Origin of the sequence: Gibbsiella quercinecans (assembly GCF_002291425.1) — a bacterium.
Classification (GTDB): domain Bacteria; phylum Pseudomonadota; class Gammaproteobacteria; order Enterobacterales; family Enterobacteriaceae; genus Gibbsiella; species Gibbsiella quercinecans.
The window spans coordinates 4573554-4590824 of sequence record NZ_CP014136.1 but is presented as its reverse complement, the minus strand read 5'-3'; the positions used below and the strand labels follow the sequence as shown (position 1 = coordinate 4590824).

Genomic DNA, 17271 nt, shown 5'->3' with positions numbered 1-17271 from the left:
AGCAAAGCACTTTTTCAGGAGGACGTCATGATTACCAGTAAATTTGGCATCGGGCAACAGGTTCGACACAAGCTGCTGGGCTGCCTGGGGGTCATAATTGATGTCGACCCGGAATACTCACTGGCTCAGCCGAAAGCCGGTGAGATCGCGGTAAACGACCAATTGCGTTTAGCTCCCTGGTACCATGTCGTGATTGAGGATGAAGAGGGGCAGCCGGTGCATACCTATCTGGCAGAGGCGCAGCTCTCGGGCGAGTACCCGGATGCCCATCCGGAACAGCCTTCATTGGATGAGCTGGCCGAGTCGATCCGCCACCAGTTGCAAGCGCCGCGCCTGCGCAACTAAGCGCGTTGCGCCGTTTCATCGCACACAAGCCATCAGGGCCCGGCCATTCGCCGGGCCCTCTTTATTTATCTATCCGCCACGGGTGCCGGCCCTTACGCACGCACCAACCCCAGGCGCGGAATTTCAATTTTTGGGCAGCGATCCATCACCACCGCAAGCCCGGCCTCTTTTGCCAGCGCCGCGGCCGCCTCATTGATAACCCCAATCTGTAACCACAGCGCTTTGGCGCCGATGGCGATAGCCTCCTGCGCCACCCCATAGGCCGCCTCGGCATTGCGGAACACATCCACCATATCCACCGGTTGAGGGATCGCCGCCAGCGTGGCATAAACCGGTTGCCCCAGTAGCGTTTGCCCCGCCAGCTTCGGGCTGACAGGGATAACCTGGTAGCCTTGCTGCAGCAGATAGGCCATCACCCCGTAGCTTGGCCGCGCCGGGTTATCGCTGGCGCCAACCAGAGCGATGGTTTTGGTTTCTTGCAACAGTGCTGCAATTTCATGGTCTTGCATGATCGACTCCTGATTGAATAAAGAAATCCCCATAAGCCAAGTGTAACCCTTCAGCGCTCAAACGGCAGCTGCACTGGCTTTGCTAACCCCACCCTGCCGATCCGATGCCAAAAGGCGGTAGTTATGTAAAAGTGTGAAAATTGTAATATAAATGAAATACTTTGACACACTATCCCTTGTGCCCGACACTATGCCATGTTCCCTTACACAAGGAGATAATAATGAAATTTGGTCTGGTGGTTGCGGGGCTGCTTAGCCTATGGCTCAGTGCGCCTGCCGTAGCGACGACCCTAAAACTTTCCCCGGATATCGATCTGCTGGTGGTTGACGGCAGACAAATGACCGGCTCGCTCCTGAAAGGCGCCGATAGCCTGGAATTGGACAGCGGAGAGCACCAACTATTATTCAAAGTGGTCAAAACGGTCACGTCAAGCTCGCACGGGCCGATCACCTACACCTCACAACCCCTGATCGTGACGTTTAACGCACACAACACCCGCATGGTCAGCTTTGAACTGCCGCGCATTGACAGCGCACGCGACGGCTTGCAGTTCAATCATGCATTAAACTATCAGCTCGTCGACGACAGCGGCAAAAAATTGGCAACCAAAAACGACAAGCTGGCGGCCAATCCGGGCGCCGATCTGGAAAAAACCATGATCGCATACAATGGCCAGAAGCACGCCGCCTCGGTGCCGGCCTTCGCCCACCTTCGCGCCAGCACGCCCATTCCACCGCCAGGCGTAACGCCCCCGGGGCAAAAATCCATCACGCTGAAAGAAGCCTATGTTTCAGAGCAAATGTTGCAATACTGGTTTCAGCAGGCCGATCGGGATACCCAAAAACGCTTTCTGCGTTGGGCCAATCAGTATACTGAAAACCGCGAAACGCCCTGATTTCTTATCTGAATCCGTGCACTCTTCATATTTTCAGCGCTAAATGCTAGGCAGAGAAAAACAGTTTCAGTAACCTGTCGCTCACCTCCGCTCAGCAAAGGACATCAACATGGAAATGACCACCCGCACCATCGCCGTTCGCAAGCACATTGCGCTGGTGGCGCACGATCACTGCAAACAGGCGCTGCTTCAGTGGGTTGAAGACAACCAAACGACATTGGCGCAGCACCAGCTGTATGCCACCGGCACCACCGGCAATCTGGTTCAGCGCGCCACAGGGGTGCCGGTCAAGAGTATGATGAGTGGCCCAATGGGGGGCGATCAGCAGGTTGGCGCGCTGATCGCGGAAGGGCAAATCGATATGTTGATTTTCTTTTGGGACCCGCTGAACGCCGTCCCGCACGATCCTGACGTGAAGGCGCTGCTACGCCTGGCGACGGTTTGGAATATTCCGGTGGCGACCAACCGCTCCACGGCGGATTTCCTGATCGCCTCTACGCTGTTTATCCGCGAAGTGGAAATCGCTATCCCCGACTACCAGCGTTATCTGCAAAACCGCCTGCAATAACCGGTGCCCGGCGGCCTGGTATTCCACCACGCCGGCCGGTTACGGTTTTTTCTGCAGTGGCACGCCAATGTTATGCAATTGCTCAACAAAGACCGACGGGCGCTCACGATCCTGCAATAGCCATACCTGATGTTTTGCTCGGGTCAGCGCCACGTACAGCAAGCGCCGCTCTTCTGCATGCGGAAAATCTTCCGGCTGCGGCAACAAGACATCTTCTAACACCGACTCCCGCGCCGCCGCCGGAAAACCGTCATTTCCCTCATGCAGCCCGGTGATGATCACATACTCGGCCTGTTGCCCCTTGCTGGCATGGATGGTCATAAACTCGATGTTCAGCTTCGGCCACCGCGTCGCCGCCTTCTGCAGCACGTCCGGCTTGAGATGGTGGTAACGCGCTAAAATCAGGATGCGTTCGTCCGGTTTGGCATAGCCGCTCAGCTTATCCAACAGGTTTTCCAACTGCTCCTGCGGCAGGATCACCACCGACTTCTTATTGCCTTTGCTCAGGCTGTTGAGCGGTTTTTTCAACTGATGCGGGTTCTGTTGTACAAAACGATTCGCCACCTCACCGATACGCTCGTTAAAACGGTAGGTGGTATCAAGCGCGCACTGCGCCCCCTCGCCGAAGTTGTGGGAAAAGGCCGTCGTCAGCGCCAATTCTGCGCCGCTGAAGCGGTAAATAGCCTGCCAGTCATCGCCAACGGCAAACAGACAGGTCTGTTTGTTCTGTTTGCGCAATGCCGCCAGCAGCAACGCTCGCTGCGGAGAAATATCCTGGAACTCATCGACCAGAATATGCTTCCAGGGGCTGATGAAACGCCCCTTATCCAGGATGTTCACCGCCTGGTGTATCAGCCCGGAAAAGTCCACTGCGCCCTCTTCCTTCAACGCGCCTTTCCATGCTTTGAGCAGCGGCGCCATCAGGCGAATGCGCTTGGCGAACAGATCGCGGACTTCCTCATTCGCCTGTTCGATCATCTCGGCCTGGCTGCCGCCGTGCATCCGCATCAGCCCCAGCCAACGTTCCAGCCGCCCGGCCAACCGTTCGGCCAGGCGTTTATCCTGCCAGAAGTCCCCTTCCGGCACCTCCCATTCAAGCTCGTCGACCAACCACTGCCGCCACCCTTTGGCCTGGGCCTTTTTTTCGGCGCAGTTCTGCTGCCAGTGCGAGATCAACAGCGCCCGGCGAGCCTTGCTATCGGTTTCCAGCTTGCTGATCGCCGGCGCTTTGCGGCTGCCCAGCTGAATAATCTGCAGCGCCAATGCATGGAAGGTTTTCGCCTGGATCGCCGTTTCCCCCAGGCGTTGTTTGATTCGTTCGTTCATTTCCTGCGCCGCCTGGCGGCCGAAAGCCAGCAGCAAGATTTGCTCCGGCGCCGCTTCCTGGCGGCGCAGTAGCCAGCCGGCACGCGCAACCAGTACCGAGGTTTTACCGCTCCCGGCGCCGGCCAATACCAACACGGACTCTTCACCGTTAACTACCGCACGGCTCTGCGAGGCATTCAGCGGCGAAGTCTCTACCTGCTGGAAGAAATCCTGATGTTCCGCCAGCATGCGCTCGACCCACTGCTGATTGCGGCGGGCAACGCTTTGCGGGCCATGCTGTAGCCACTGTTGGCATGTTTGGTAGTCTTGCCGGCAGTTATCAAAGGCTTCCAACCTGGCGATCGGCATGGGCAGCGCGCCGAACGCCTGGCGGATTTGCTGTTGCAACTTGCCAAGCTCCGCACCGTTAAACCAGCGGTCCTGTTGCTCAATGCGCGCTATTTGCGCCACCTGCTCCTGCAGTACCTTGGCGCAAACGGCGCTCATCTCGCTGCTCCACTGTTGCCAGGATTGCAACAGGTAGTGATAGAAACGCTGGGTCTCCTGCCATTCGGTGCCGTGCAAACGCACCACTTTTTCGTCGGGAAGTTCAAACTCCAACTCGCCCCAGACAATCCCTCTTTTGCAGCGGATGTTAATCAACTGATTAAACGGGATCAGGTATTCGTGTTTTTCACCACTCACCTCAACGCCGGCATGCAGCAACCGCACACGGTTGTAAGGGTGCTGAGCAAGATGCTTGCCCAGCGATGTCGCTTTAAGTTCCATATCGTCGCGCCATGACTCAGTTGAGAATTAGATAATTACCCGTTTACCTGCGTTAAGCAGTGGCGCTCTAGCGCTAAAAAAAGGGTAGAATAGGCCCGATGTTACCATCACAACGCACCCGCCCTGCGGTTTGGCTATCATTAGAGCAGAATGACGATTATGCGTACTGTACTGAACATTCTTAATTTTGTATTAGGTGGTTTCTTTACCACCCTGGGCTGGCTGGTTGCCACTTTCTTCAGCATCGTGCTGATCATCACCCTGCCCCTCACCCGTTCTTGCTGGGAGATCACCAAGCTTTCATTTCTGCCTTATGGGAATGAAGCCATTCACGTCAACGAATTATACCCTGAAAAAAGCAACGCGCTGCTCAGCGCAAGCGGCTCACTGTTAAATATCATCTGGCTGATTCTGTTTGGCTGGTGGCTGTGCCTTTCGCATATTGCTGCGGGCATCGCCCAATGCCTGACCATCATCGGTATCCCGGTCGGGATCGCCAACTTCAAGATTGCCGCGATTGCGCTTTGGCCCGTTGGGCGCCGCGTAGTCTCTGTAGAAATGGCCCAGCAGGCAAGAAATGAAAATGCCCGCCGCCAGTATCAACAACGTTAACTTTTCTCTGCCAGGGGTTTTTTGTGCTCGCTTTAGCACCCGTGATGCGCCGTTACACGTACAACAGCAATTTGCTTTATAACCTGCGAATTTTTCTTTCACTGGCAGGGGCGGCGGCTGTGCCATGGTGGTTGGGCATCCCAACGTTGACCATCCCGCTGACGCTCGGTGTGGTTGCCGCCGCGTTAACCGACCTAGACGATCGCCTGGCCGGCAGGCTGTTGAACCTGGCCATCACCCTGTTCTGTTTTTTTGTTGCTTCGGCTTCTATTGAACTGTTGTTTCCTTACCCCTGGCTGTTTGCGCTGGGCTTAGCCATCTCGACCTGCGGTTTTATCCTGCTGGGAGCGCTTGGGCAGCGCTATGCCACCATCGCCTTTGGCGCGTTGTTGATCGCGGTTTACACCATGTTGGGCACCTCAATGTACGGCACCTGGTACCTACAGCCGCTGCTGCTGGTGATTGGTGCCGTCTGGTACAACCTGCTGACGCTGATAGGCCACCTGCTGTTCCCGATCCGGCCGCTGCAGGAAAATCTGGCGCGCTGCTATGATCAACTGGCCAACTACCTGGAGGCCAAAGCCAACCTGTTCGATCCCGACGCCGAACGCGACGCAGATCTGCCGTGGATGGAACTGGCGATGGCCAACAGTTCCCTTGTCGCCACGCTTAACCAGACCAAAGCCTCTCTGCTGACGCGGCTAAAAGGCGACCGCGGCCAACGCGGCACGCGCCGGACACTGCATTACTATTTTGTCGCCCAGGATATCCACGAGCGGGCCAGCTCTTCCCACGTGCTTTACCAGGCGCTTAGCCAGCAGTTCCGCCATAGCGACATTCTGTTCCGCTTTCAGCGGCTACTGACCATGCAGGCCGCGGCTTGCCGCCAGTTAGCACAGTCGATACTGCTGCGCCAAAAATACCAGCATAACGTGCGTTTTGAACCGGCGTTTACCCGTATTGAAGAAGCACTGGCGCGCATTACCATCACGCAGGAAAATCGCGAACTGGCCAAAGCGCTGTCCCACCTGTTGAAAAACCTGCGCGCGATTGATGCACAGTTGGCCAACATCGAATCCGAACAGGTGATAGCGAATGGCCAGACGGAAGAAAACAGCCTTTCAGACGACCGCATCACCGGCTGGAGCAATATTCGCCTGCGCATCAGCCGCCACCTGACGCCCCAATCAGCGCTGTTCCGCCATGCCATCCGGATGTCCGTGGTATTGTGTGCCGGCTACGCCTTTATACAGTTTACCGGGATGCACCACGGCTACTGGATCCTGTTGACCAGCCTGTTCGTCTGCCAACCCAACTACAATGCCACCCGGCGCAGGCTGGCGCTGCGCATTATCGGCACCCTGGCAGGTATTCTGCTTGGCTTGCCGATACTGTATTTTGTGCCTTCCCTTGAAGGCCAGTTGATCCTTATCGTCATCAGCGGCGTGCTGTTTTTTGCTTTCCGCACCGTCCAGTACGCCCACGCCACCATGTTTATTACGCTGCTGGTGCTGCTGTGCTTCAACCTGTTAGGTGAGGGGTATGAAGTGGCCGCCCCGCGGGTCTATGACACGCTTTTAGGCTGTGCGATTGCCTGGGCCGCCGTCAGCTTTATCTGGCCGGACTGGAAGTTCCGCCAACTGCCGATGGTGGTCAGCAAAACGCTGACTGCCGACTGCCGCTACCTGGATGCTATTCTGGTGCAGTACCACCAGGGGAAAGACAATAGCCTGCCCTACCGTATCGCACGCCGCGATGCGCATAATAGCGACGCGGAACTGGCTTCGGTGATTTCCAATATGGCTGCGGATCCCAAAGCGGACAAAACGCTGCAGGATGCGGCCTTCCGCCTGCTGTGCCTGAACCACACGCTGTTGAGCTACATCTCGGCGCTGGGCGCACACCGTGAACGCCTGGAGAACACGGACATTTTGGATCTGCTTAACGATGCCGTGTGTTATGTCGATGACGCGTTGCATCAGGCACCGCAGGATAACCAACGTGTCGCCCAAGCGTTGAGTGCGCTTTCCAACCGTATCCAGGCATTGTCGCCTGAGCCGGAAAGCAAAGAGCAGTTGGTATTACAGCAAATAGGCTTAGTGATTGAACTGTTGCCCGAATTGACGGCGTTGAATGCACAGATAGGCAAAGTTCAATAATTATTCGCGGCGCGGCAAAGGGCCACGGACGGCCGCCGCACGTTGCACTCCTGGTCTTGTGGCAATACTGTCAAACCAACTGAGCATTTCGCGGCGGATCGAAGCCGGCAATGCGGCATGATGATAGCCGGCAATGGCGCCGGCCAGCGACAGTAGCGCTTTCAGCCCCAGATTTTGTTGCTGCTGTTGCAGCAACAAATACCCCTCTTGCGCCCCAATCAGGCGCAGTTGATACACGGTGCGGATCCCGGCCCGCCACAGAGCGCGCTCCATGGCAATATCAATATTCGGCAAATCTTTTAACCGAGCAAAAGCGTGATTTGGCGGCTGAAGATTTTTTCTGACGGCCACGATCGCCCGGCTGGCGAACGCCAGAAGTTCCCGCTCCCGTTGCCAAAGCGCATCATCCACCCAATAGTAACGCATCGTGATGGGGAGCCCCCGTTTGGAATAGACCATATTTTCCATCCCCAGCGAGCGAAACTCAGCCTCTAAATCGCCAGGCGCACGGAGATACAGTTCCCCTTCGGCAATAATGGCGAACATGATGCCGTCGGCCAGCAAACCATACCCCCCGAACTGAGAGCGCGTGGTGATTTTCCCTAATACGCTAAAAATAGCCTTCGCCTGTGCCGTTCTGGCTGCATTTTTGCTTTTCATATATAACTCCCTTTAATAAATCGTATGCAAGTCATTCCATAATGCAATAAACGTAACGCGAACAACTAATTATGGAAAATACGCAGGTTCCCTCCCCCTGCCAATCACAAATTGGGCATGCACAAAAAACGATCGCAGATATGCGGCGCGTCACGAAAAATTGAGTTGATTTCCACCACTGATGCATATACTGTATATCCATACAGCAATACTACGGGCGGGATACTTTTATGCGTACTCAATCATTTCACCAACCCCATTTCGGCTACACGGCTTATGCGGCGGATTCCGCGGTAAACAGCACCAGCAACGGTAAAGAAAATGGTCTTATCAGTGAACTGGTCTACAGCGAACAGCAACCCGCCGTGGTGCAGCTCCTTTTGCCGCTATTGCAACAGCTTGGCCTGCAGTCGCGCTGGCTGCTGTGGCTCACGCCACAGCAAAAACTCAGCAAACGCTGGCTACAGCAATCCGGTCTGCCGGTCGGGAAAGTGGTGCAGCTTAGCCAGATCACGCCAACCGCTACGGTTGAAGCAATGGAAAAAGCATTATTGACGGGAAACTACAGTGTGGTGCTGGGTTGGTTACCGGAATTGAACGAGCAAGATCGGTTGAGATTGTCACGGGCGGCGGTTTCAGGAAACGCTTACGGGTTCATTATGCGCCCTCAGCGTGACATTAATTTGCTTCAGGGACAGTGTTCCACGCTAAAAATTCACTCTTCTTTGTATCATTAAGTAAATTTAGGAGTTTTCCCATCATTTTTATCCTCCGGGGGAAGCATCCCCGGGGGACAGCCAACAAAGCGTGATCGGCTGCGGCTCCACACACCTTAGAGTGTAAAAAACAACCAACTTTTTCGCTGCCAATTGTCAGCAAATATGTACAATTCGCTGTTTTTTTTTAGAGCTTTATCACATCACACTTGTAACTTTCGCGCCACGTTGTAGACTTTACATCGCCGAGGTTGCTCTATAACGCCAGAAAAACTGGCAGAGTAACAAACGAGGGCATAAACCTTGGCGAAGGAATTTAACCAAGGGCTTAAAATAGCTTTAAAGCTCATTGCCTATTTGGATGATAACGAGGCGCAAAATGAAAAAGACAGCTATCGCATTAGCAGTGGCACTGGCTGGTTTCGCTACCGTAGCGCAAGCCGCCCCAAAAGATGATACTTGGTACACTGGTGCTAAACTGGGCTGGTCCCAGTATCATGATACCGGTTTCTACGGTAATGGTTATGATAACCGTATCGGTAATGGCCCTACCCATGAAAACCAATTGGGCGCAGGCGCATTCCTGGGTTACCAAGCGAACCAATACCTGGGCTTCGAGCTGGGCTATGACTGGCTTGGCCGTATGCCTTACAAAGGCAGCGTGAACAATGGTGCTTTCAAAGCACAGGGCGTTCAACTGGCAGCTAAACTGAGCTACCCAATCACCGATGAACTGGACGTTTATACCCGTCTGGGTGGTATGGTTTGGCGTGCAGACTCCAAAGCCAACTACGGCAATGGTACTCGCCTGAGCAATCACGACACCGGTGTTTCTCCATTGGCAGCAGTGGGTGTTGAATACGCTCTGACCAAAAACTGGGCAACCCGCCTGGACTACCAATGGGTTAACAACATTGGTGACGCTGGTACCGTTGGCGCTCGTCCAGACAACAGCATGCTGAGCCTGGGCGTTGCATACCGCTTTGGTCAGGACGAAGCAGTAGCACCAGCTCCTGCTCCAGCACCAGCACCAGTTGTTGAAACCAAACACTTCACGCTGAAATCTGACGTGCTGTTCAACTTCAACAAATCAACGCTGAAACCAGAAGGCCAACAGGCACTGGATCAACTGTACACCCAGCTGAGCTCTCTGGATCCTAAAGACGGTTCCGTAGTTGTTCTGGGTTACACCGATGCCGTTGGTTCTGAACAGTACAACCAGAAACTGTCAACTCAACGTGCTCAAAGCGTTGTTGATTACCTGGTATCCAAAGGTATCCCTGCAGACAAAATCTCTGCACGCGGTATGGGCGAATCTGACCCAGTTACCGGCAACACCTGTGGCTACAAATCTGGCCGCGCTACCGCAGCACAGATCGCATGTCTGGCTCCAGATCGTCGCGTAGAGATCGAAGTTAAAGGCATCAAAGACGTTGTAACCCAGCCTCAGGCTTAAGTTACCGCTGATTAGTAAAAAACCCCGCGCTGCGGGGTTTTTTTTGGCTCAAATAATAATACGTTTTAACACGCCAGCGGCGTTAAGCTCGCATCACTCTTCGTCCTTACCGAGGATCGCTTTCAAGTCACGCTTTAACAATGACATCTGGCTGGCATATTTTTCTTTGCGCTCCGCATCTTCAATCAGTTGCACCACCGTTTCAGACAGCGTGGCATTGCGCCTACGCGCCAAGGCGGCCAGCCGCTGCCACACTAAAAACTCCAGATCGATAGATTTTTTGCGCGTGTGCTGATGCTCCGCGTTAAAATGGCGTTTGCGGCGGGCACGGATAGTCTGCTTCATCCGGTTGTTCAGCGCTGGGTTCATGTGCTCTGCAATCCATGCCAGCACGTTCACCGGTTCATTTTCCAGCTTGAGCAATTGGTCGACCGCTTCTTGCGCGGCGCTGCTTTCAATATGGCGGGTAATTTGCTCCCCTTCCCGGTGCTTCTTCACCAGGTATTTCCATTTCCAACCACTCTCAAGATTTTCCAGTTGCTGATATTTCATCGTGTGCTCTTCAGTGACCACGTAACTTTAATAAGCATAACAGCTTTACAACAAATTTCCCTGGCAATTAGACGCCGTTTTAGCTGTTTTTTTGCACAGTTGTCTAACAATGTCAAACTCACCGCGGGCAACGGTGACTCTGCGTGTATCAAGCTGGCGTTATTCTTGTATAATCGCTCTTTCCCTTTTTAAAGATTGCATCTAACACTTTGACCAATAACCGACTTGAATGGCAATCTCTGTTGCCTGCCGTTACGCCTTACCAGGCGATATTTGATACCGCCTCTCAGTTGGCACCCTTGCCTTTTGCTGCCGTTCAGCCCAGGCTGGAGAATGCGTTGGCGCTGTTTTGCCACCCGCAGTCGCAACCGCGCTTCATGTTGCTGAAGGCCCAGGAAACGCGTGAATACCTGGCGCTAATCGCCCGTGCAGTGGCGCCGTTATATACGCCTGGCACCGTGACAGGCAGCCGTTATCTGATCCAGGACGATGCCGTTCTGATTGAGCCAGCCACCCACAGTGATGAACCTTTTGCCGCTGGGGGCGCCTGCCTGTATCAGGAATGGGTGGAGCCGGAGCAGCTATTTGGCTGCGTGCGCATCCATCAGGGCAAAATTCATCTGCAGCCTGGCCTGGTGCATCAGGCTAACGGCGGCGTGCTGATTTTATCCGCCCGCACAATATTGGCGCAGCCGCTGCTGTGGCTGCGGTTGAAGCAAATGATCACCCAACGCCAGTTCCACTGGGTTTCGCCGGATGAGACGCGCCCATTGCCGTTGGCAATACCGCCGATGCCTTTGGCCCTGCGCCTGCTTGTGGTGGGCGATCGCCACAGCCTGGCCGATTTCCAGGATATCGAGCCGGAACTGTGTGAGCAGGCCGTTTACGGCGAATATGAAGACGATCTGCAACTCACCGATAACGATGACGTGGCGCTATGGTGCCGCTACGTCAATACGTTGATTGCCGAATACCAACTGCCAACGTTGGCCGCCGATGCCTGGCCAGCGCTGATGACACAGGCGGTGCGCTTTAGCGGCGATCAGGGCAACCTGCCCCTTTCCCCGCTGTGGGTTAACCAACAGATTTCTGAAGCCGCGTTATACAGCGAAAACCCGTTGATCGATGCTAATGCCCTGGAAGCGGCGCTTAACGCGCGCGCATGGCGCGAGAGCTATCTGGCCGAACGCATGCAGGATGATATCGAGCTGGGGCAGATCCTGATTGAAACCGAAGGGGAAGTTATCGGCCAGATCAACGGCCTGTCGGTATTGGATTTCCCTGGGCACCCGCGCAGCTTTGGCGAGCCTTCGCGTATCAGTTGCGTCGTTCACCTTGGCGACGGCGAATTCACCGATGTTGAGCGCAAAGCGGAACTCGGCGGCAATCTGCATGCCAAAGGCATGATGATCATGCAGGCATTTCTGATTTCCGAACTGGAACTGGATCAACAGTTGCCGTTTTCGGCTTCCATCGTGTTTGAACAATCCTACGGTGAAGTTGATGGGGACAGTGCTTCGCTGGCTGAACTGTGCGCATTGATTAGCGCGCTGTCACAGCAGCCCATCAATCAGCAAATCGCAGTAACCGGCTCCGTTGACCAATTTGGCAACGTGCAGCCCATCGGCGGCGTCAATGAAAAAATCGAAGGTTTCTTCGACGTGTGCCAACGCCGCGGCCTGACCGGCAACCAAGGGGTGATTCTGCCCGCCGCCAATGTGCGCCATCTGTGCCTGCGTCAGGATGTGGTCGATGCCGTGCGCGAGGGGCAATTCCATCTGTGGACAGTGGACTGCGTGGCAGAAGCCCTGCCGTTGCTGACCGGCTACCCGTATGCCGATGAACAACGGCCCAGCCTGCTGGCCGTGATTCAGGAACGCATCGCACAAGTGAACCCGCAAGAACGCCGGCGCCCATGGCCATTTCGTTGGCTCAACTGGTTTAACCACGGCTGATCGGACTTGTTCAGCGTACACGTGTTAGCTAATCTGCTCCATTCATTAAATTAAGGCTTACAGAAAACATGGTAGATAAACGCGACTCCTATACAAAAGAAGACCTCGAAGCATCCGGCCGTGGCGAACTGTTCGGCGCCGGTGGCCCACCGTTGCCGGCAGGTAACATGTTGATGATGGACCGCGTGGTCAAAATGAGCGAAGACGGCGGCTCCCACGGCAAAGGCTATGTGGAAGCCGAACTGGATATTCATCCCGATCTGTGGTTTTTCGCCTGCCACTTTATTGGCGATCCGGTCATGCCTGGCTGCCTGGGCCTGGATGCTATGTGGCAGTTGGTCGGCTTCTACCTCGGTTGGTTAGGCGGTGAAGGCAAAGGCCGTGCGCTCGGGGTGGGTGAAGTGAAATTCACCGGCCAGGTGTTGCCAACCGCGAAGAAAGTCACCTATCGCATTAACTTCAAGCGTGTGATTACGCGCAAGTTGATCATGGGCGTTGCCGATGGCGAAGTGCTGGTTGACGGCAAAGTGATCTATACCGCCAACGATCTGAAAGTGGGTCTGTTCAAAGACACCGAGGCATTCTAAGCCGCGGTATGCCTGTGACGGTGGCCAGCACTGGCCCCGTCCGTTTTTCTCTACCCTTCCCCAACGCCAGCCTTTTATTACACCGCCTGCGGATAGAGCCCCTTTGTTTGCCAAACCGGCGTCATAAACGCGCCCATCATAACGCCATGGCTCTGGGCCCTAAAAACGAAAGCCTCCGCGCAAAGGCGGAGGCCGTTCCCTACTCATGACAGGGGGCCGCTTAAGCGGTCACCGCCCTGTCCTCCATGGCCTGTCGCCAACCTCCCAGCCAATTTGCCCGGGCGTCTAAAGATTGATAGGGACAATGTTCCCTGGAACGCCCTGAAAGACCTGCCTGATAGCCTCGTGATTGAGCCCGTTCTAAACGATCTCGCTTTTGTCTCTTCATGCCTCGTTTCCCTCATTTTGGTCTGCTGGAAAGAAAACAGTGGCTGCTTTTTACACAACCACACCTCATCAATAGCGCTAAACGGAGGGAAGATCAACGCGCAAATTTCACGCCAATGTCACAATTGTGAGCTACATAGAGAAAAACAGTAACCCGCTGAAAAAGAAAGGATATGTTAATACATTGATCTGTAATGAAAACCCCTGTCATCCTGAAAGATGACTGTTCAGAATGACAGGGGTTTAGGTTATTTTTGTACAACTTATGACTAAAACTGGCGAGCCTGCGCAGCTATCGCCTGCGCCTCCTGTTGCCACCCGGCCGCCAGAGTGCGCACCAACGAATCGTACCCGTCGGCATCCTGTTTCAACATCAGGCTAAACGGCTTCTTCACCAGGCGGCCATTTTGGCTCAATACCCATTCACCGCGGATCACCGCCGTGCCATCATGGTGCCCGTGGAAGCCCGTTACCGACACGTTCAGCACGTCTTGCCCGCTGCTCATTGGCTGCGAAGAAACCACCCATCCTGGCAGCGCGCTGCTCAGGTTGGCGACCAGCGCCTGCTGGAGCTGTTGATCCAGCGGGCTGGCCCACAGGTTGTTCTGGGCAATCACATACTGCACATCGTTGGTTTGGTAGACAATCCCATTCTGCGCCAGGTAATCCGCCACGCCAACGTGCTCCAGCCAGAGCTGGCGCGTTGCCGAAGTGTCCTCCACCTGGGCCGGCGAACCTAACGCCGGCAGTTGATAGTAGGTCTTCTGTGGAGAACTGCTGCAGGCGCTGAGCAACAGCGCCAACGCTACCGGAATCCATTTCATCATTTTTTGGCCTTCTTCGGCTGTGGATCGTCGCTGCCCGCGGCTTCGAACACCAGGGCATTACTCTTTTCATTCAGGGTGCGCAGCACTGGCTGCAGCTCGCGCAGAACCTGATCAAGACGCTGCATATCAGCCACCATCTTATTGTAAGCCGGTGAGCCAGGCTGGAAGCCCTTCATGCTGCGGTTCAGTTCCTGCAGCGTTTTCTGCATATCCTGCGGCAGATCTTGCATCGACTTGCTGGAAATAATCTCATTGAGCGACTTCATGGTGTTCTGCGTTTCACGCATCACGCGCTGGCTTTCCGCCAACGTATTGGTCGCCTGTTCTATCATCGGGTTCAGCGGCATCGCATTGATCTTATCCAATACGTTGGTCAGCTTATGCTGGATCTGCGTCAGGCCGCCGCTTACCGTCGGCATCAATGGGTAGCCGAACAGTTCACGCGGGCCTTTCCACTCTTTCGCATTCGGATCGAAGTCCAGATCGATATACAGTGACCCCGTCAGCAGGTTAGCCGATTTCAGTGAAGCACGCAGGCCGCGCACTTCCGCGTCTTTCAGATGCTGTTGGAAATCGAAAGTCTTGCCGAGCTGTTTCTTGAAGCGATCCGGTTCAATGCGGATCAGCACGGGAATACGATAGTCGCTGTCCAGGCGCTGCTCCAAACCTTCTTTATAGAATGGCACCTGCGCCACCGTCCCCAGCCGGATGCCGCGGAACTCTACCGGCGCTCCCGGTTGCAAGCCACGTATGGAATCAGAGAAGAACATCAGATAGTCAACGTGTTCCGTGTACAGCGAATCCTGAATACTGCGCTGGTTGTCATACAGTTGGTATTCCGCCTTCGCTTTGGCAAGATCGCCACGGTCCCAGCCCTCTGGCACATCAAAGCTGACACCGCCGCTAAATAAGGTCGCCAGCGATCCCATTTCAACCCGCATCCCCTGCGCCGACATATCAAACGTCACGCCGCTGTCTTTCCAGAAGCGCACGTTGGTGGTAACCAGCTGATCATAAGGCGAGGAGATAAACAACTGATAACGCATGGCTCGCAACGTAGGATCGAAGTGGCTGGTTTCAACCGAACCCACACGGTAGCCGCGGAACAGTACCGGATCGCCGGCATTCAGCTGCCCGGATTGTTCGCTGCTCAGCAGGATCCGCAGCCCTTTGGCATCCGGCGAAGCCAATGGCGGCGCGTCCAGCAATTGATACTCACTCTTATCGTCATCGCCCTTGCTGCCGGGCTGTAGCTCGATATAAGCGCCAGAAAGCAGCGTCCCCAGGCCGGATACGCCACCGCGGCCGATTTGCGGTTTCACCACCCAGAAAGCGCTATCCTGACGCAACAGCTTTTCCATACCGGCATTCAGGCGCGCCTGCACCAAAACCTTGCTCAAGTCTTTACTCAGCGAGACACTTTCCACCATGCCGACATCCACACTGCGGCTCTTGATGGTGGTTTTGCCCGCTTCCAACCCTTCTGCGTTGGTGGTGTACAAGGTTACTACCGGCCCCTGATGGCTGAAGTGGTAAAACAGGATCCAGGCACCGATCAACGCGGTAACGATGGGAATAATCCACACCGGCGACCAGCGCTTGATCTTCTCAACGTCCGCGACGCTATGGTTAGTTTCCGTCACCTTACGGCTCCTTCTTTATTGTTTCACTTACGCGATCCCAGGTAAGACGAGGATCAAACGTCATGGCTGCAAACATCGTAAGGATCACGACCATGGCAAACAGCAGCGCCCCGGCAGCAGGATAAATACTCATCAATTGCCCCATGCGCACCAATGCCGACAATACGGCGATAACAAACACGTCGATCATTGACCAACGGCCAACAAATTCGACTACCTCATAAATCAAGTGCATACGTTCGTTATCTGCCTTGACCTTATGCTTATTTTTCACATCCCAGCAGAGCCAACCGATAGCCAGCATCTTCAACGTGGGCACCATGATGCTGGCGATAAAAATCACCAGCGCCACCGGGTAAGATCCTTCCCCCCACAGCAGAACCACACCGGCCATAATGGTCGACGTCATTTTATTGCCCAGCGCTTCCGTCACCATAATCGGCAATAGATTGGCCGGGATATACAGCATTATCGAGGTGATAAGCAGCGCCATCGTCCACTGCACGCTATGGCGGCGGCGCACATAGCCCGTGGTGTGGCAACGCGGGCATCGTTGCTGCCCGGCTGGCAGGATCGCCCCGCAGCACGCACAATTGCGCAGCCCCTGGCGCAACCCGGTGCGCCCAGGCGCCATCGGCAGGGCAACGTGCGGCGCCGGCTGGATATCATTCCATAGCCAACGCCGGTCGACGCACTGGAAAGCGCGCACCTGCAGCAGACAAAACAGACAATAGGGAATAAAACTGGGGCCAATGCCGATATCGCCATAGGCCATCAGCTTCACGAAACTCACCAGCACCCCGGCAAGAAAGATTTCAACCATGCACCAGGTTTTGAAGCGGAACAGCTGGCGGGCCATCCATTTTTTCAGCACCGGCGCCATGCGCACTTTGCCACACAGCAAAATAATGCTCAGCATGCAAAATGCAGGGATCAGTTGGACGAACACCATAAACAGCGTGGCCAGGCTGGCGTAATCTTCCGCCAGCATAACCTGTGGGATCTGCGTCAGTTGAATTTCATTACTCAGGCCGGCAACGCGCATATTGACGAACGGGAAAATATTGGCCAGCACCAGCATAAACAGTGCGCTAATCGCATAGCCAATCGGCCGTTTGCGCGGTTCATCCCAGCGAGCTGAAAGCACGGTGTGGCAGCGCGGGCAAACCGCTTTCGAGCCATAAGCCAACGGCGGCAGCCGCACCAGCATATCGCACTGTGGGCATAACATCATGTCACCCTGGCGATCGCCCGCGTTTATAGCGTTATGCTGCTCGTGATGGCTGTGTGAACACACCATATATC

General features: G+C 54.9%; 17 protein-coding genes. 9 read left to right on the top strand and 8 right to left on the bottom strand.

All coding sequences use genetic code 11. The annotated features are described in order from the left end of the window. Window positions 1-27: 27 nt before the first annotated feature. Window positions 28-345 (top strand): heat shock protein HspQ, encoded by a 318-nt coding sequence (gene hspQ, locus ACN28Q_RS20890; RefSeq protein WP_095848103.1) that lies wholly within the window; start codon window positions 28-30, stop codon window positions 343-345. A gap of 92 nt (window positions 346-437) precedes the next feature. Here the strand turns inward: hspQ and ACN28Q_RS20885 are convergent, their stop codons facing one another. Next, entirely contained in the window at window positions 438-854 is a 417-nt protein-coding gene (locus ACN28Q_RS20885; RefSeq protein ID WP_095848102.1) for a CoA-binding protein, read from the bottom strand. A 221-nt stretch (window positions 855-1075) separates the two neighbouring features. Between ACN28Q_RS20885 and ACN28Q_RS20880 the strand changes: the two genes are divergently transcribed. Both ACN28Q_RS20880 and ACN28Q_RS20875 read left to right on the top strand, forming a co-directional pair. Beyond that, window positions 1076-1750, top strand: coding sequence for a DUF2057 family protein (locus tag ACN28Q_RS20880; protein ID WP_095848101.1), 675 nt, complete (start codon window positions 1076-1078; stop codon window positions 1748-1750). 109 nt (window positions 1751-1859) lie between these two features. After that, window positions 1860-2318 (top strand): methylglyoxal synthase, encoded by a 459-nt coding sequence (locus tag ACN28Q_RS20875; protein ID WP_095848100.1) that lies wholly within the window; start codon window positions 1860-1862, stop codon window positions 2316-2318. Window positions 2319-2357: 39 nt separating this feature from the next. On the opposite strand, the gene helD is transcribed toward ACN28Q_RS20875, so the two are convergent. After that, on the bottom strand, window positions 2358-4412 hold the full coding sequence (gene helD, locus ACN28Q_RS20870) for a DNA helicase IV (protein ID WP_095848099.1): 2055 nt from the start codon (window positions 4410-4412) through the stop codon (window positions 2358-2360). A gap of 159 nt (window positions 4413-4571) precedes the next feature. Here helD and ACN28Q_RS20865 point away from each other — a divergent pair, with 159 nt between their 5' ends. Continuing rightward, the gene (locus tag ACN28Q_RS20865) at window positions 4572-5024 is read left to right on the top strand and encodes a YccF domain-containing protein (RefSeq protein WP_095849128.1); all 453 of its coding nucleotides are present in this window, start codon (window positions 4572-4574) and stop codon (window positions 5022-5024) included. A 23-nt stretch (window positions 5025-5047) separates the two neighbouring features. Continuing rightward, complete coding sequence (yccS, locus tag ACN28Q_RS20860) at window positions 5048-7183, top strand: YccS family putative transporter (RefSeq protein ID WP_095848098.1); 2136 nt, start codon at window positions 5048-5050, stop codon at window positions 7181-7183. Here the strand turns inward: yccS and ACN28Q_RS20855 are convergent, their stop codons facing one another. Further along, window positions 7184-7843, bottom strand: coding sequence for a TfoX/Sxy family protein (locus tag ACN28Q_RS20855; protein ID WP_095848097.1), 660 nt, complete (start codon window positions 7841-7843; stop codon window positions 7184-7186). 230 nt (window positions 7844-8073) lie between these two features. Between ACN28Q_RS20855 and sulA the strand changes: the two genes are divergently transcribed. Both sulA and ompA read left to right on the top strand, forming a co-directional pair. Then, on the top strand, window positions 8074-8580 hold the full coding sequence (gene sulA / locus ACN28Q_RS20850; protein ID WP_095848096.1) for an SOS-induced cell division inhibitor SulA: 507 nt from the start codon (window positions 8074-8076) through the stop codon (window positions 8578-8580). Between the two features lie 358 nt (window positions 8581-8938). Continuing rightward, entirely contained in the window at window positions 8939-10015 is a 1077-nt protein-coding gene (gene ompA, locus ACN28Q_RS20845; RefSeq protein ID WP_095848095.1) for a porin OmpA, read from the top strand. Between the two features lie 93 nt (window positions 10016-10108). Here the strand turns inward: ompA and matP are convergent, their stop codons facing one another. Continuing rightward, window positions 10109-10567 carry a macrodomain Ter protein MatP gene (matP, locus tag ACN28Q_RS20840; RefSeq protein ID WP_095848094.1) on the bottom strand — a complete coding sequence of 153 codons (459 nt, stop codon included), beginning with the start codon at window positions 10565-10567 and terminating at the stop codon, window positions 10109-10111. 209 nt (window positions 10568-10776) lie between these two features. Here matP and ACN28Q_RS20835 point away from each other — a divergent pair, with 209 nt between their 5' ends. Together ACN28Q_RS20835 and fabA are read left to right on the top strand one after the other, a co-directional pair. Next, window positions 10777-12522: an AAA family ATPase gene (locus ACN28Q_RS20835; RefSeq protein WP_095848093.1), complete on the top strand. Its 1746-nt coding sequence runs from the start codon at window positions 10777-10779 to the stop codon at window positions 12520-12522. Window positions 12523-12590: 68 nt separating this feature from the next. Then, complete coding sequence (fabA, locus tag ACN28Q_RS20830) at window positions 12591-13109, top strand: bifunctional 3-hydroxydecanoyl-ACP dehydratase/trans-2-decenoyl-ACP isomerase (RefSeq protein WP_095848092.1); 519 nt, start codon at window positions 12591-12593, stop codon at window positions 13107-13109. A gap of 220 nt (window positions 13110-13329) precedes the next feature. On the opposite strand, the gene rmf is transcribed toward fabA, so the two are convergent. The 4 genes from rmf to pqiA form a co-directional block, all read right to left on the bottom strand. Continuing rightward, window positions 13330-13497, bottom strand: a complete 168-nt coding sequence (rmf, locus tag ACN28Q_RS20825; RefSeq protein ID WP_095848091.1) for a ribosome modulation factor — start codon at window positions 13495-13497, stop codon at window positions 13330-13332. 268 nt (window positions 13498-13765) lie between these two features. After that, window positions 13766-14323 (bottom strand): membrane integrity-associated transporter subunit PqiC, encoded by a 558-nt coding sequence (pqiC, locus tag ACN28Q_RS20820; RefSeq protein WP_095848090.1) that lies wholly within the window; start codon window positions 14321-14323, stop codon window positions 13766-13768. Then, window positions 14320-15966 carry an intermembrane transport protein PqiB gene (gene pqiB, locus ACN28Q_RS20815; RefSeq protein ID WP_095848089.1) on the bottom strand — a complete coding sequence of 549 codons (1647 nt, stop codon included), beginning with the start codon at window positions 15964-15966 and terminating at the stop codon, window positions 14320-14322. The genes pqiC and pqiB overlap by 4 nt, the downstream gene beginning before the upstream one ends. Window position 15967: 1 nt before the next feature. Beyond that, window positions 15968-17266, bottom strand: coding sequence for a membrane integrity-associated transporter subunit PqiA (gene pqiA, locus ACN28Q_RS20810; protein ID WP_095848088.1), 1299 nt, complete (start codon window positions 17264-17266; stop codon window positions 15968-15970). Between the last annotated feature and the right edge of the window lie 5 nt (window positions 17267-17271).